This window comes from Pseudomonas salicis (genome assembly GCF_057128705.1).
In genome coordinates this window covers 481904-495423 of record NZ_JBSKHU010000005.1, presented here as the reverse complement: position 1 = coordinate 495423, position 13520 = coordinate 481904, and the positions used below count along the sequence as shown (strand labels likewise).

The following is a 13520-nucleotide window of genomic DNA, read 5'->3' as shown; positions in this document are numbered from 1 at the left end:
AGGGTTTCAGATGTTCGGTTGTGCCAGTTCCAACGTGCTCGCAGGATTAGCTGCCGCTGCGCGTCAGATCGCAGGCAAGCCAGCCCCTACGACCTTCGGCCAGAATCAAGAACACCGCTGCATCCGCGTTAGCGGTCGTCGCCCTTTGACGGCGGGGACAGATAGCGCGTGCGGTTGAACGTCTCCAGCCATTCCGGGCAGAACACGACCAGCGCTGTGATGATCACGCCGTTGATGAACGCTTCGGGAAAGACGATCAGCCAGATGTAGCCGATGAAATCCTCCAGCCACTCGGGCATGGCGAACAGGCCGTCGTACCAGAGCAGTCCCATCGCGACCAGCAGGCAAGCGAGCGCGGCCAGTCCGGCGGCGAAGAAGCCGGAGCAGAAGATGTAGGTGAATGGGCTTTTCGGTTGGGCACGTTCGACGATCAGCGAGCAGCCTTCAGTGATCAGCACCGGCAGCCCGATCAGCACTAGGCCGTTCACCCCCAGCGGCGCCAGTTCCTGTCGTCCCAACGCCAACAAGCCAAGCTGCGCAATGAACCCGCCGACGATCGCCAGTGGCCAGTCCAGCAGCAACGTCACCGCCGTCATGCCGAGGAAGTGAAAGGAGACGCCGGTGTCGAAATCGCGGCGCATCAGCCACAGTAAAAACAGCGCGAAGACTGTGCCGAACAGCAGGTGCTGACGTCGTGCGTCGGTGAAGAGTTCGAGCCAGGGACAGCGCCAGATCGCCCACCCCAGCACCGGCAGATAAAACAACCAGGCGAGGATCATGGTCTGCGCGGTGAGGACCTGTGCTCCGATCATCTCCGTTGCTCTTGTACGTTCGGATAACAACAGTCTAGTCCGACGCAAAAACACCCGATGGCGCGGGTTGATTCGCGCCATCGGGTGGGAAGACTTACCGAGTTGTTTGAGTTAGCTGGCTTTACGCTGTGGCGCGCCGTGAACCATGGTGTAGGCGTAATCAACACCCATGCCGTAGGCGCCACTGTGTTCGAGCACCAGTTGCATGACGGCGTCGTAGGTTTCTTTGTGCGCCCAGTCGCGTTGGAATTCGAGCAAGACTTGTTGCCAGGTCACCGGGACCGCGCCGGCCTGAATCATGCGCTGTACGGACATGTCGTGGGCTTCTTTGGTGGTGCCGCCTGAAGCGTCAGTGACGATGTAGACCTCATAGCCTTCGGCCAGCGCGTCGAGGGTCGGGAAGTTGAGGCAGACTTCAGTCCACAGCGCCGCGATGATCAGCTTCTTGCGACCGGTCGCCTTCACGGCTTCGACCAGCTTCTTGTCTTCCCAGGAGTTCATCGACGTGCGCTCGATGGGCTGTTGGTCCGGGTGTACCGCCAGTAGTTCCGGCCAGATGTAGCCGCTGAAGCTCTGTGTTTCGACCGAGGTATAAATGGTCGGCACGTTGAAAATCTTGGCCGCCTTGGCCAGGCCCACGGTGTTGTTCTTCAGGGTTTGACGATCGATCGACTGCACGCCGAATGCCATCTGTGGCTGGTGGTCGATCAGGATCAATGCGGAATTGGTTGGGTTCAGCAGTTCGCGGATAGACATGGCGTTTTCCTTTGGATTCGATAATGGTCTGTTGGGTTAGCCGCTGAAGCGCTTGGCGCTGTGTGCTTGCTGGCTTGGGAGTAAATTTACGGACTGGCTGACTTCGGAACAATCCCATAGAATCGAGACTCATTGTTTCCATATCAGGGACACTCATGGATCGCATCGAATGCATGCGCGCGTTTGTCGCCACCGTCGGCGCCAACGGTTTTGCGGCAGCGGCCCGGGCGCTGGATGTACCGCGCTCAAAAGTCAGCAAACAGATTCAGGCCTTGGAGGAGGCGATTGGTGTGCAACTGCTGCAACGCACCACCCGCAGCCTGCACCTGACAGAAGCTGGCGCCGAGTACTACGACGCCTGTCGCGATGTCATCGCCTCGCTGGACGAGGCGGAGCAGCGTGCACGCACGGGAATGGGTGAAATACGCGGGGTGTTGCGGGTCAACGCGCCGATGTCGTTCGGCTTGAGTCGGCTCGGGCCACTGATCCCTTTGTTCAATCAACTGCACCCGAATGTCGAGCTGCAAGTCGTGCTCAGCGACCAGCAGGTCGATCCGGTGAAAGGCGGCTTTGACGTGACCATCCGGATTGCCAGCCTGCCGGATTCGTCGATGGTGGCCCGCTCGCTGGCTCCGGCGCCGCGACTCATGGTGGCCTCGCCTGACTACCTCGCGAAACACGGCGTGCCGCAATCGCCGAAGGATCTGGCGAATCATCAGTTCCTCAGTTACGGCTACCTGCAAAGCGGGATCAGCCTGCAACTGTGCAACGGCAAGGAAACCCAGCGCGTCACGGTCAGTGGGCCGTTGCACGCGAACAACGGCGACATTCTTGCGCAGGCGGCGGTGGGGGGAATGGGCATCGCGTTGCTGCCGAATTTCATCGTCGAAAGGGCCGTGGCGGATGGGCGATTGAAGGCGGTGTTGTGCGAGTGGGAAGCCCCGGCAATTTCAGTGAACGCGGTGTACCCGTCAGCGCGCCGCGTGCCGATGAAGACCCGGGCGTTCATTGATTTTCTGGTGGCGGAACTGGCGTTGGGCACGGCGGGTTTTTGATTTCAGGCGGGTTCTGTAGCAGTCCGGCTTGCCGGATTGCTACAGGGGGGGGACGCAAACTCAGGCGACCGCGCCCACGGGCTCACGGCCTTCCAGCACCGCCGCCAGACTGGCCAACACCATCTCGCCCATCTTCGTCCGCGTCTGCACGGTCGCGCTGGCGCGGTGGGGTTGCAGAATCACGGTTTCCAGGCCGAACAGCACGTCGGGCACGTTGGGCTCGTCGACGAACACGTCCAGCCCAGCCCCGGCAATCGAACCCGCTTGCAGCGCGGCGATCAGGTCCGGCTCGTTCACCAGGCTGCCCCGCGCGACGTTGATCAAATACCCCTCCGCGCCCAGCGCCTCCAGCACTTGAGCATTGATGATGCCCTTGGCCTTGTCCGCCGCCGCAGCGACGATCAGCGCATCGCTTTGGCGGGCCAGTTCCACCAGATCACTGACGAAGGTGTAGGACACGTCGCTCATCGGGTTGAGGTCGGTGTAACGGATGGGGCATCCGAACGCCGCAGCCCGCGTGGCGACGGCACGCCCTACCCGGCCCAGGCCGACGATGCCCACACGCATGCCGCTGAACTGGCGGGCCAGAGGCAGCGGCACCAGCGGCGTGGCGGTTCTGGCCCATTCGCCGGACCGCACGTAGCGGTCGCCAGTGCCCAATCCGCGACAGGCCGAAATCAACAGGCCAATGGCGAGGTCCGCGACGTCCTCGGTCAGCGCACCAATGGTGGCCGTGACCCGAATCCCGCGATCACGGGCATAGGCCAGGTCTACCGCGTCGGTGCCGACGCCATTGACCGCGATCACTTCCACCTTCGGCAACTGCTCCATCACCGCACGGGTGATGCCGGTGTGGCCGCCCGTGACGACGCCGCGAATGTTAGCGCCGTGTTCGGCGAGGTAGGCGGCCTTGTCGGACTGCTGAAAATACGGGCGCACGGTGTACAGCGCGTTTAGCCGCGCGTTGATGTCGGGAATCAGGATCGGGCTGAGTTGCAGGATTTCAGGTTTCATCGAAGTCTCGCTCGCAACGGGAGGCAAAAGGATCAACCACGGCCCACGAAAGGCATATTGGTGGCCATGACGGTCATGTTCAGCACGTTGGCCGACAGCGGCAGTGCGGAGATGTAACGCACGGCATCGGCGATGTGTTTGACGTCGATCATCGGCTCCACGGCGATAGACCCATTCGCCTGGCGCACGCCTTTGGTCATGCGCACCGACAGCTCGGTCAGCGCATTGCCGATGTCGATCTGGCTGCACGCGATGTTGAATTCACGACCGTCCAGCGCGAGGCTTTTGGTCAGACCCAGAACCGCGTGTTTGCTGGCGGTATATGGCGCGGTGAACGGGCGCGGAACGTGGGCGGAAATCGAGCCGTTGTTGATGATTCGGCCACCCTGCGGCGATTGTTTGCGCATCAGGCCGAACGCCCCGCGACTGCACAGGAAAACCCCGGTCACGTTGGTGTCGATCACACTCAGCCACGTCTCGACCGGCAACTCGTCCATCGGCACGGCGGGTGCGTTAACACCCGCGTTGTTGAATACAACATCAAGTCGGCCGTAGACCTCTTCGATGGTCGCGAACAGCGCGTCGACGCTGGCCGGATCGCGCACATCAGTGGACACCGCCAGCGCTTCGCCGCCCTGCTCGCGGGCCTGCGCCACAAAGGCTTCCAGGGGTTCAAGGCGGCGTCCGGTCACCACCACTTTGTAGCCATCTTCCAGCAGGCCCAACGCCACAACGCGACCGATGCCGCTGCCTGCGCCGGTGACCAAGGCAATTTTCGAGGGGGATTGTGCAGTCATTGTTGTTCTCCTGTTGCTCGTCTGGATGCTCGTAGAGCGGGTCAGTCAGCGCGACGGCTGCCGACGCGCATTTCCAACTCGCCGATGCCACTGATGCCCGCGTTGATCACATCACCCGCCTGGAGTGCTGCGACGCCGGGCGGGGTGCCGGTCATGATCAGGTCCCCGGCGCGCAGGCCGACGGAGTGGGAAAGCTGGCTGATGATTTCGCTTACCGACCAGATCTGGCTGTCCAGGTCCGAGCGCTGACGCTCCACGCCATTGACGCTGAGCCAGATCGCGCCCTGCTTCGGGTGGCTGTCAGGGCTCGCCGGGCGAATCGGGGTGATGGGTGCCGAACCGTCGAATGCCTTGGCGGGTTCCCACGGATTGCCCACGGCTTTTGCGGCCATTTGCAGGTCGCGGCGGGTCAGGTCCAGGCCTGCGGCATAACCCCATACGTGGTCGAGGGCCTGTGCTTCGCTGATCTCGAAACCGTCCTTGCCGATGGCAACCACCAGTTCGATCTCGTGGCAGAACTGCTCGGTCTGGGTCGGGAAATCCAGCTCGCCGGTCGCATCGATGACCGAGGTCGCGGGCTTCATGAAGAAAGCCGGAACTTCACGCACAGCATTCAGCGCATCGCCCCAGTAATAATTGCGCCCCAGGCAAAACACGCGCGCGACAGGGAAGCGCGCGTCGCTGCCACTGACAGGCAAGCTAGGGATGCGGGCGGGTTCGAAGACAAAATTGCTCATGGAGATTCCCTTGGGCCCGGAGGGGCGTGATCGTCGGTTTTTATGACCCCCTGTAGGAGTGAGCTTGCTCGCGATGCCCTCTGACGGTGTCATCCGCATCGACTGATACGCCGCTATCGCGAGCAAGCTCACTCCTACAGGGATAACCGTTTGAACCAGAGACTACGGGATCAAAACGTCCGGAAGTTGGACAAAACCGTGTTGGCGCTGGACTAAAAAACTCAATGTCGCGGGCATAAAAAAGGCGTACTCGCGCACGCCCTTGCCTAGTTCGGCAGAAGGTCACACACACATTCGTAGCGGTTAGCTGGCCTTGAGTTGGATGCGGTAAATCCGGCCCAGCAACAGCGAGTAAGACAGCGTGCCCATGCAGGCGAGCCCGCCGATGAACCAGAATGCCCAGGCGAAACCGCCCGTGACATGCAGAATTTGACCGATGACGATGGGGGTCACGATGCCGCCAATATTCGCCGCCAGGCTGGTGACGCCGCCGGTCAGGCCGATCAGTTCTTTCGGTGCGATTTCCGAGACGGCAGCCCAGGACGCCGATGCGATGCCCTGTGCGAAGAAGGCGATGGTCAGCAACGCGATGCAGACTTCATTGGAGTCAGTGAAGTTAACGAGCATGATCGACATGCCCAGCGCTGAGCCCACCACCAGCGGCAGTTTGCGGGCAAACGACAATGAAATCCCGCGACGGATGAGCCAGTCGGAAACGAACCCCGCCAGTAACACGCCGACCGTAGCGCCAATGAATGGCAGTACCGCGAAGATCCCGACTTTGACCATGGTCAAATGACGTTCTTCGATCAGGTACGTCGGGAACCAGGTCAGGAAGAAATACAGCACCGACGTGTTGGCGAATTTGCCGATGCAGATCGCCCAGACCTGGCGATACTGAAACAGCTCCGCGATCTGCCCCCACTTGAATTTATTTTTGTCCTGACTGCTTTTGACCAGGCCACCGCCTGCCTCGATGTAGTCGAGTTCTTGCTGACTGACCTTCTTGCAGCTCAGCGGATCGCGGTACAGGTAGAGCCAGGCAACGCCGAACAGGATGCCGACGATGCCGGTGCTGTAGAACACGTGGCGCCAGTCGTAGGTGGTTGCGAGCCACAGCAGCAAACCGGTGAACAACGCGGTGCCGAGATACTGGCCACACACGTAGATGCTGCTGGCCAGCCCCCGCTCCCGCGCCGGAAACCAGACCGTGACGGCACGACTGTTGGCCGGGAACGCCGGTGCTTCCATGGCGCCGATCGCCAGACGCAATCCGAACAGCGACGCAAATCCCCCCGCCATCCCTTGGCACACGGTGACAGCAGACCAGGAAATCAGCGACGCACCGTACGTCAGTCGCGAACCGAAACGGTCGGCGATGAAACCGGCGGGCACCAGAGCGAAGGCGTAGGTCCAGGCGAAGGCCGAGAAGATCAGGCCCATCTGGACTTTATCGAGGCCCAGGTCCTTGGCCATGAACGGCGCGGCGATGGAAATGTTGACCCGGTCCACGTAGTTGATGATCGTCGCGATCAACAACAATGACAGCATGAACCAGCGGCGATGGGAGGCGGGACGTGCGGGTGCGGCAGCCATAGGCGCCGTCGCGGCAGCATCGATCGCCTGAATGTCAGGGTGGCTCGACATGAGAATTCCTCGTTGTTTTTATTGGAATCGAGTGATGAAGCGTGCCTTTAACTTATCGTACGACTGGTTTTAAACAAGACGCTGCTTAGAACGTTTTCGGATTTCAGAGAGTGTCCCTAATTATTAGTCCAAGAAACCTTGAGGAGTCAGATAAGGTAAATGTTGGAGGGTATGCGCCGGAAAATACCGAGATAGAGCCTTTTCACTTTTCTGACGTATTGCGTTCTTTTTGGACAAAAAAACTGGCCAGCGAAAACAGAAAGGTTTTGAATCGTGTCGTAGGACAACTGACAATAAAAATAGACGACTGAGGAACACCCCGATGGACTCTGCCAATCGCGTCCCCACTTTCGGCATGCAGCAACGCAGCGAGCGGCCGGATTTCTATATCCGTGGCAAGACCGAGGGCAAACCGGAAACCGCGCCTCACCGGCATGAGTATTTCCAGATTCAGATCAATCTGGGTGGCGATACGGTGCAGCACATCGGCGGTGTCGTCCGGCCCTTTCCGCGCAACACGCTGGCGTTCATCCTGCCGCACAAACTGCACCTCATCCCGCACCCGCCCGAGGGCAATTTCCTGCTGATCAACTTCGCCCAGACCTTCCTGCTGCCGCAGTTGCAATGCGACCCGCTGGACCTGGAAGACGTGGCCATTGCGCTGGCGCCTGAACTGTCGCCCTTCCGGTTTCAGGAGCATCTGGATTTCACCCTCGATGCAGAAGATTTCGCCGAGATACAACGTCTGCTTGACCGCATGCGCGACCTGGACCAGAACCGTCAGTTCGGCACGCGGGAGATGCTCAAGGGCTGTTTGCTGCAACTGATCGGGACCGTCTGCGCGCTGTACGCCGAACCGATCAAGCTGCTGGCAGACGACAACGCCGCCGAACGCAGCCGTCGCGATGCGCTGGCGCGGATGTCCGAATACGTGCGCAAAAACCTGAGCGACCCGGACCTGAGCCTGAAAAAAGCGGCCTCAGCGGCGTTCCTGTCGCCCAACTACTTGACCCACTGGCTGCGCAAGGAAGTCGGCAAGACCTTCAGCGAACTGGTGCTGGAACGCCGCATGCACTTGGCCCGCAGCCTGTTGCTGAACGGCAGCAAGCCTGTGGGCGAAGTGGCCCGGCTGTGCGGGTTTGCAGACGAGGCGTATTTTTCACGGCGGTTTCGTCACGCCCACGGGATGCCGCCGGGGCAGTTCAGGAAGCAGCGGGATTTGTAGTCCTGATTTCAAGCCCACGCGATAGGCCTCTGCCCGGGTCGCGTCCGACCGAAGCGGCAGTAAAACCTGAGCACCCCGAACGGACTGACACACCGTGTATACCGAATTTGCTGCCGCTGCGCGCCAGATCGCGAGCAAGCTTGCTCCTACGGCCTTCGGCCAGAATCAAAAACCAGAGCCAGCGCCCTCAACTTTATGTTCCACAGGACGTTTCATCTTCACACCAGAGCGCTAAGCTCTCCCCCATGGACGACTCTGATTACCTCCGTCTACTGACGATCCAGGCCGAGCAGGCCAATGCGTTCCTGTCCAATGCGCGTAAATGGGAACGTGAGCGCTGGGTGTGCCAGCGTTTGCTGCAAGGTCTGAACATTCCTCACCGCACCGACGATTTCCTGCCCGCCGGGCAAGAACCGCCGGACGTACTGTTTCGCGATGCGTGTTTTGAGGTGTTTTTCGTACTCGATGAGGGGCGGCGGCTCAATGATGAGTGGCGCGAGGAATTGCAGCGGCGGCGCAGTGCGTTTTCCTTGAGCCAACTGGTGCGGCGCGAGGCGAAGCCCAAGCGCATTCCGGCGTCGGAACTGCTGCGACGCCTGGCGCCGACCTTGCGCAAGAAGGCCCACAATTACAAGGAACGCGGGCTGGATCTGAGTGAGTTGGACATCATCGCGTTCGCCAGCCTAAAACGCGAAGTGCTCGACCTCAACAGCCACTTCCCTCCCCCGACCGAATACCTGCGACAAGGGTGGCGCTCGCTCTCGCTGGTGGGTCCGACGTTCGCGCGGGTGCTGTTCGCGCACCCTGACGCACCGGATTTCCTGCGCACGAATCTGGGCCGCAGCGTCGTGTTCGACGTGGGCATCAGCCTGTAATAGCGCAATTCCCACGCGAATGTTACAAAGAGCCATTGCTCGTTGATGTCGGCTTGCGAGGCGCCTTCGACGAAGTTACCGCATGGCAGGCCGTCGTCGCATGACGCCGGTCAACGTTCTGACGAGGCTTTATGACCAGCCGCCTGAACCCTGACGACCAGAAGCGTGTCGAAGAGTACCTTCAAGCGCCTCAGCACCAAGTCGAGCGCCGGCCTTTTCGGCCCTGGCTGCTCCTTGGGGTGGTGCTTGTCGTGGTGATCGGGCTGGGCCTGTTGAGCCGTTTACTGAGCTATCTGACGCTATGAGCTGCCTGGCGCTCGCTCGGATAGAGCCACAAGAGAATTCCTTAAGCCTTATGAGATATCCCCATGACTCATCGTATCGTGATCGTCGGCGGAGGCGCCGGTGGTCTGGAGCTGGCTACCCGTCTGGGTAAAACCCTCGGCAAGAAAGGCACGGCCAGCGTCACGCTGGTGGACGCCAATCTGACCCACATCTGGAAACCGCTGCTGCACGAAGTCGCGGCCGGTTCGCTCAATTCTTACGAGGACGAGCTGAACTACGTGGCGCAGGCTAAGTGGAACCACTTCCAGTTTCAACTGGGTCGGATGATGGGCCTGGACCGCGAGAACAAGCAGATTCATCTGGCGGCCACACAGGACGAAAACGGCAACGAACTGGTCCCGGCGCGCAGCCTGGATTACGACTCACTGGTGATTTCTGTCGGCAGCACGACGAATGACTTCGGCACCAAGGGTGCGGCAGAACATTGCCTTTTTCTCGACACCCGTAAGCAAGCCGAACGCTTCCACCAGCAGCTGTTGAACCGCTATCTGCGCGCCCACGCCAACGAACTGGCCGCCACCGAAGAAATCAACGTAGCGATTGTCGGCGCCGGTGCGACAGGGGTTGAACTGGCCGCTGAGCTCCACAACGCCGCTCACGAATTGGCCGCTTATGGCTTGGGTCAGATCAAGCCGGAAAACCTGCGCATCACGGTGATCGAAGCCGGCCCTCGCGTACTGCCTGCGCTGCCGGAACGTATCGGTGGCCCGGTGCACAAGACGCTGGAAAAGCTGGGCGTGACGGTGCTGACCAACTCGGCCGTGAGCGAAGTGACGGCGGAGGGTCTGGTGACAGCAACGGGTCAGGTGATTCCGGCGACGTTGAAGGTCTGGGCAGCGGGCATTCGTGCTCCGGCATTTCTGGAAGGCATCGCCGGACTTGAGACCAATCGCATCAATCAGCTGCAAGTGCGGCCGACCCTGCAAACCACGCGCGATGACAGCATCTTTGCGTTCGGTGACTGCGCGGCCTGTCCGCAGAAAGGCACGGATCGCAACGTCCCGCCACGGGCTCAAGCGGCGCATCAGCAGGCGTCGTTGCTGGTGAAGTCGCTGAAGTTGCGCATCGAAGGCGGTGAGCTTCCGGAGTATCGCTACAAGGACTACGGCTCGCTGATTTCGCTGTCGAAGTTTTCGGCGGTGGGCAATCTCATGGGCAACCTGACCGGTAGCGTGATGCTGGAAGGCTGGCTGGCACGGATGTTTTATGTGTCGCTGTACCGGATGCACCAAATGGCGCTGTACGGGATGTTCCGTACGCTGATGCTGATGCTCGGCAGCCGGATCGGGCGCGGGACCGAGCCGAGGATGAAGTTGCATTGATTTTTGTCTGGTGTCTGCCGCGCATATGCGGCGGACCCGCTTCTGCCAAAGGCGTAGAAGCTGCCAAGGTGGCGCGATCAGAGCTTTTGATTCTGGCCGAAGGCCGTGGGAGCTGGCTTGCCTGCGATCGGCTGCGAAGCAGTCGTCAATCCGGTCGATGCGGTGTTTCAGGAAAATCGAGCCAGCAGGTTTTGCTGCCGCTGCGCGACAGATCGCAGGCAAGCCAGCTCCCACGGCCCTCGGCCAGAATCAAAGGCACATCGCGTTGTGCCAATGTTCCAAACCTTGGGCAAGCAGATACCGACTCACGGCATCACCCGACCTTTCCCCGAATGTTTGGCCTTGTACATCCAGCGGTCCGCTTCGCGCATCAGTTCGTCAGGGGCTTTGCCAGAGCCGGGTTCGTACATGGAGAAACCCACGCTGGCGTTGGTGCGGATCACGCCCCCTTTCAGCAGAATCGGCTCGGCAATCGCGGCAATCAGTTTTTTCGCCACTTCCCTCGCTTCATCCACGCCCGGGACAATCCCTTCCAGAATCACGATGAATTCGTCACCCGCCAGACGGATCAAGCTGTCAGTGCGACGCACGCAGCTTTGCAGGCGTGCCGAGACGGTGCGCAGCAGGTCATCCCCCGCGTCGTGGCCGTAGGTGTCGTTGACGCCTTTGAAGCCATCGAGGTCGATGAACATCAACGCCAGCTGCAAGCCTGAACGATCTGAGCGGGCCTGGGCGATGGGGAGAATGGCGTCCAGCGCACGACGGTTGAACAGGCCGGTGAGCGCATCGTGGCGCGCCTCCTGTTCCAGCTCCTTGCGCGCCTGAATGCTCTGGATGATCGAGATGAAATATTCCAGGTGCCCTTTTTCGGACAGCTTTTTAGTGACGCTTAAGTTAATCCAGACGGGGTGGCCGTCGTTGTGCAGATAGCGCTTCTCCAATTGATAGCGATCGATTTTGTTGTCGATCAATTGGGTCAGCAATTCGAGGTCGGTGTTCAAGTCATCAGGGTGGGTAATGTCCTGGAACGTCAGGCGTTTCAGCTCATCCGGGGTGTAGCCGATGATGTCGCACAACGCCGAGTTGACGCTGATCCAGCCGCCGTCGGGCGCCACCAGCGCGATGCCCACCGAGGCCAGTTCGAACATCGAACGATACCCGGCTTCGCTGGCTTTCATCAGCGCGTCCGAACGGGTTTTCTGCAAGCGCGCCATCATCAGGTTTTCCCGCAACTGCACCTCACGGCTGACGATGTCGGCAAGGTCACGCAGGGTGTCCAGCTCGTCTTGAGTGAGCTGCCGCGGGCGCTCGTCGATCGCGCAGAGGGTGCCGACAGCGAAGCCCTTGCTGGTGCGAATGGGCACGCCTGCGTAGAAACGGATATGGGGGGCGCCGGTGACCAACTGGTTGTCGCAGAAGCGCTCGTCCTGGGCGGCGTCCGGCACCACCAAGGGCGTGGTTTGCAGAATGGCGTGGGCGCAAAAAGCCATTTCTCTGGGGGTTTGCGTGGCGTCGAGGCCCGCTCGGGATTTGAACCACTGCCGGTCTGCGTCCACCAACGACACCAGCGCGATGGGCACGTCGAGAACACGCGCCACCAGTCGGGTGATCCGGTCGAGGGAGGCCTCGGCCGGGGTGTCGAGTATTTCCAGTTGCTGCAGCGCCTCAAGGCGCTCTTTTTCGTATGGAGGAATTGGCGCTTTCATATGACCGGCCGACCCTGAAAAGACTGTCTGGAGTCTATACCGGGTCTTGGAAATGCGCATCTCGAATGCCATCACCGTCTTCGGTAACGCCCTGTCATAAAAATGTGCGGATGACTGTGATCCCATTAAGACATCACACCCCGATGTCGCTCGATCACAGGAAGTCATCCATGTTGCAACTTTCCCGAATGATGCTGGCCGCAGGTCTTGGCATTGCACTGACCCTCTCCATGCCAGGCACTGCTGGCGCCGTCCAGGAAGTCACTGGCGCCGGTTCCACGTTCATCTACCCGGTCCTGTTCAAATGGGCGACCGATTACGATCAGAAGACTGGTGTAAAGGTTAACTACCAAAGCGTCGGCTCGGGCGCTGGCATCGCGCAGATCAAGGAAGGCGCCGTGGATTTCGGCGCGACCGACATGCCGATCAATTCCGCCGAGCTGGAAAAATTGGGTCTGCAACAATTCCCGTCGGTGATTGGCGGCGTGGTGCCGGTGATCAACGTGGCGTCGATCAAGACCGGCGCGCTGAAGCTGAGCGGCCCGGTGCTGGCAGACATTTACCTGGGCAAGATCAAGAAGTGGAACGACCCGGCCCTCGCGGCACTGAACGCGGATTTGAAGCTGCCGGACAGTGCGATCAACGTCGTATACCGCTCGGACGATTCGGGGACCACGTTCAATTGGGCGACTTATCTGTCCACGGTGAGCCCTGAATGGAAAGGCAAGATCGGTGCGGGAACGTCCGTCAAATGGCCGGTCGGGATTGGCAGCAAAGGCAGTGAAGGCGTGGCGTCGTACGTGAAGAAAATGCCGAACTCGATTGGCTATGTCGAGTACGCCTACATCAAGCAGCAAGGGATGAATTTCGGCCTCTTGCAGAACGCCGCCGGAAAGTTCGTGGCGCCGAGCACCGAGTCGTTCCAGGCAGCCGCCGACACTGCGGACTGGAAGAATGCGAAGGACTTCGACCTGTCGATGATCAACGCGCCGGGTGACAACGCCTACCCCATCACCGCCGCCACATTCATCGTGATGTACAAGCACCCCAAAGACGCCGATCGCCAGACGACCGTAAAAGAGTTCTTCCGCTGGACGCTGGAGAACGGCCAGGAACAGGCGCGCAAGCTGGACTTCGCCCCGATCCCTAACGATCTGAAAGCGCAGATCGAAGCGTCTTGGGGTCAGTGAAAACAGAGACACGATAAATGGGGTGGACCCGTTGGAGAG

13 protein-coding genes are annotated in these 13520 nt (G+C 60.3%); 6 read left to right on the top strand and 7 right to left on the bottom strand.

Going from position 1 to position 13520, the window contains the following annotated elements; translation table 11 throughout:
* Nucleotides 1-128: 128 nt before the first annotated feature.
* Nucleotides 129-812, bottom strand: a complete 684-nt coding sequence (locus ACWKWE_RS20640) for an energy-coupling factor ABC transporter permease (protein ID WP_483851539.1) — start codon at nt 810-812, stop codon at nt 129-131.
* A 111-nt stretch (nt 813-923) separates the two neighbouring features.
* A complete protein-coding gene (locus tag ACWKWE_RS20635) occupies nt 924-1568 on the bottom strand; it encodes a hydrolase (RefSeq protein WP_166597110.1) in 645 nt (214 codons plus the stop codon).
* Nucleotides 1569-1723: 155 nt separating this feature from the next.
* Between ACWKWE_RS20635 and ACWKWE_RS20630 the strand changes: the two genes are divergently transcribed.
* Complete coding sequence (locus ACWKWE_RS20630) at nt 1724-2623, top strand: LysR family transcriptional regulator (protein WP_166597111.1); 900 nt, start codon at nt 1724-1726, stop codon at nt 2621-2623.
* A 60-nt stretch (nt 2624-2683) separates the two neighbouring features.
* Here the strand turns inward: ACWKWE_RS20630 and ACWKWE_RS20625 are convergent, their stop codons facing one another.
* The 4 genes from ACWKWE_RS20625 to ACWKWE_RS20610 form a co-directional block, all read right to left on the bottom strand.
* Nucleotides 2684-3637 carry a 2-hydroxyacid dehydrogenase gene (locus ACWKWE_RS20625; RefSeq protein ID WP_483851538.1) on the bottom strand — a complete coding sequence of 318 codons (954 nt, stop codon included), beginning with the start codon at nt 3635-3637 and terminating at the stop codon, nt 2684-2686.
* A 32-nt stretch (nt 3638-3669) separates the two neighbouring features.
* Nucleotides 3670-4434 carry an SDR family oxidoreductase gene (locus ACWKWE_RS20620; RefSeq protein WP_483851537.1) on the bottom strand — a complete coding sequence of 255 codons (765 nt, stop codon included), beginning with the start codon at nt 4432-4434 and terminating at the stop codon, nt 3670-3672.
* Between the two features lie 41 nt (nt 4435-4475).
* A complete protein-coding gene (locus tag ACWKWE_RS20615; RefSeq protein ID WP_483851636.1) occupies nt 4476-5177 on the bottom strand; it encodes a fumarylacetoacetate hydrolase family protein in 702 nt (233 codons plus the stop codon).
* A gap of 297 nt (nt 5178-5474) precedes the next feature.
* The gene (locus ACWKWE_RS20610) at nt 5475-6818 is read right to left on the bottom strand and encodes an MFS transporter (RefSeq protein WP_166597114.1); all 1344 of its coding nucleotides are present in this window, start codon (nt 6816-6818) and stop codon (nt 5475-5477) included.
* A gap of 322 nt (nt 6819-7140) precedes the next feature.
* Between ACWKWE_RS20610 and ACWKWE_RS20605 the strand changes: the two genes are divergently transcribed.
* From ACWKWE_RS20605 to ACWKWE_RS20590, 4 genes are all read left to right on the top strand, one after another.
* Nucleotides 7141-8043, top strand: a complete 903-nt coding sequence (locus ACWKWE_RS20605; protein WP_483851536.1) for a helix-turn-helix transcriptional regulator — start codon at nt 7141-7143, stop codon at nt 8041-8043.
* A gap of 245 nt (nt 8044-8288) precedes the next feature.
* Nucleotides 8289-8918 (top strand): DUF1780 domain-containing protein, encoded by a 630-nt coding sequence (locus ACWKWE_RS20600; RefSeq protein ID WP_081566644.1) that lies wholly within the window; start codon nt 8289-8291, stop codon nt 8916-8918.
* Between the two features lie 131 nt (nt 8919-9049).
* Nucleotides 9050-9223 carry a DUF3094 family protein gene (locus tag ACWKWE_RS20595; protein WP_483851535.1) on the top strand — a complete coding sequence of 58 codons (174 nt, stop codon included), beginning with the start codon at nt 9050-9052 and terminating at the stop codon, nt 9221-9223.
* A 63-nt stretch (nt 9224-9286) separates the two neighbouring features.
* Entirely contained in the window at nt 9287-10585 is a 1299-nt protein-coding gene (locus ACWKWE_RS20590; RefSeq protein ID WP_483851534.1) for an NAD(P)/FAD-dependent oxidoreductase, read from the top strand.
* Between the two features lie 305 nt (nt 10586-10890).
* Here the strand turns inward: ACWKWE_RS20590 and ACWKWE_RS20585 are convergent, their stop codons facing one another.
* Complete coding sequence (locus ACWKWE_RS20585; protein ID WP_483851533.1) at nt 10891-12291, bottom strand: diguanylate cyclase domain-containing protein; 1401 nt, start codon at nt 12289-12291, stop codon at nt 10891-10893.
* A gap of 170 nt (nt 12292-12461) precedes the next feature.
* On the opposite strand from ACWKWE_RS20585, the gene pstS reads away from it, so the two are divergent.
* Nucleotides 12462-13481 (top strand): phosphate ABC transporter substrate-binding protein PstS, encoded by a 1020-nt coding sequence (gene pstS / locus ACWKWE_RS20580; protein ID WP_483851532.1) that lies wholly within the window; start codon nt 12462-12464, stop codon nt 13479-13481.
* Nucleotides 13482-13520 lie beyond the last annotated feature (39 nt).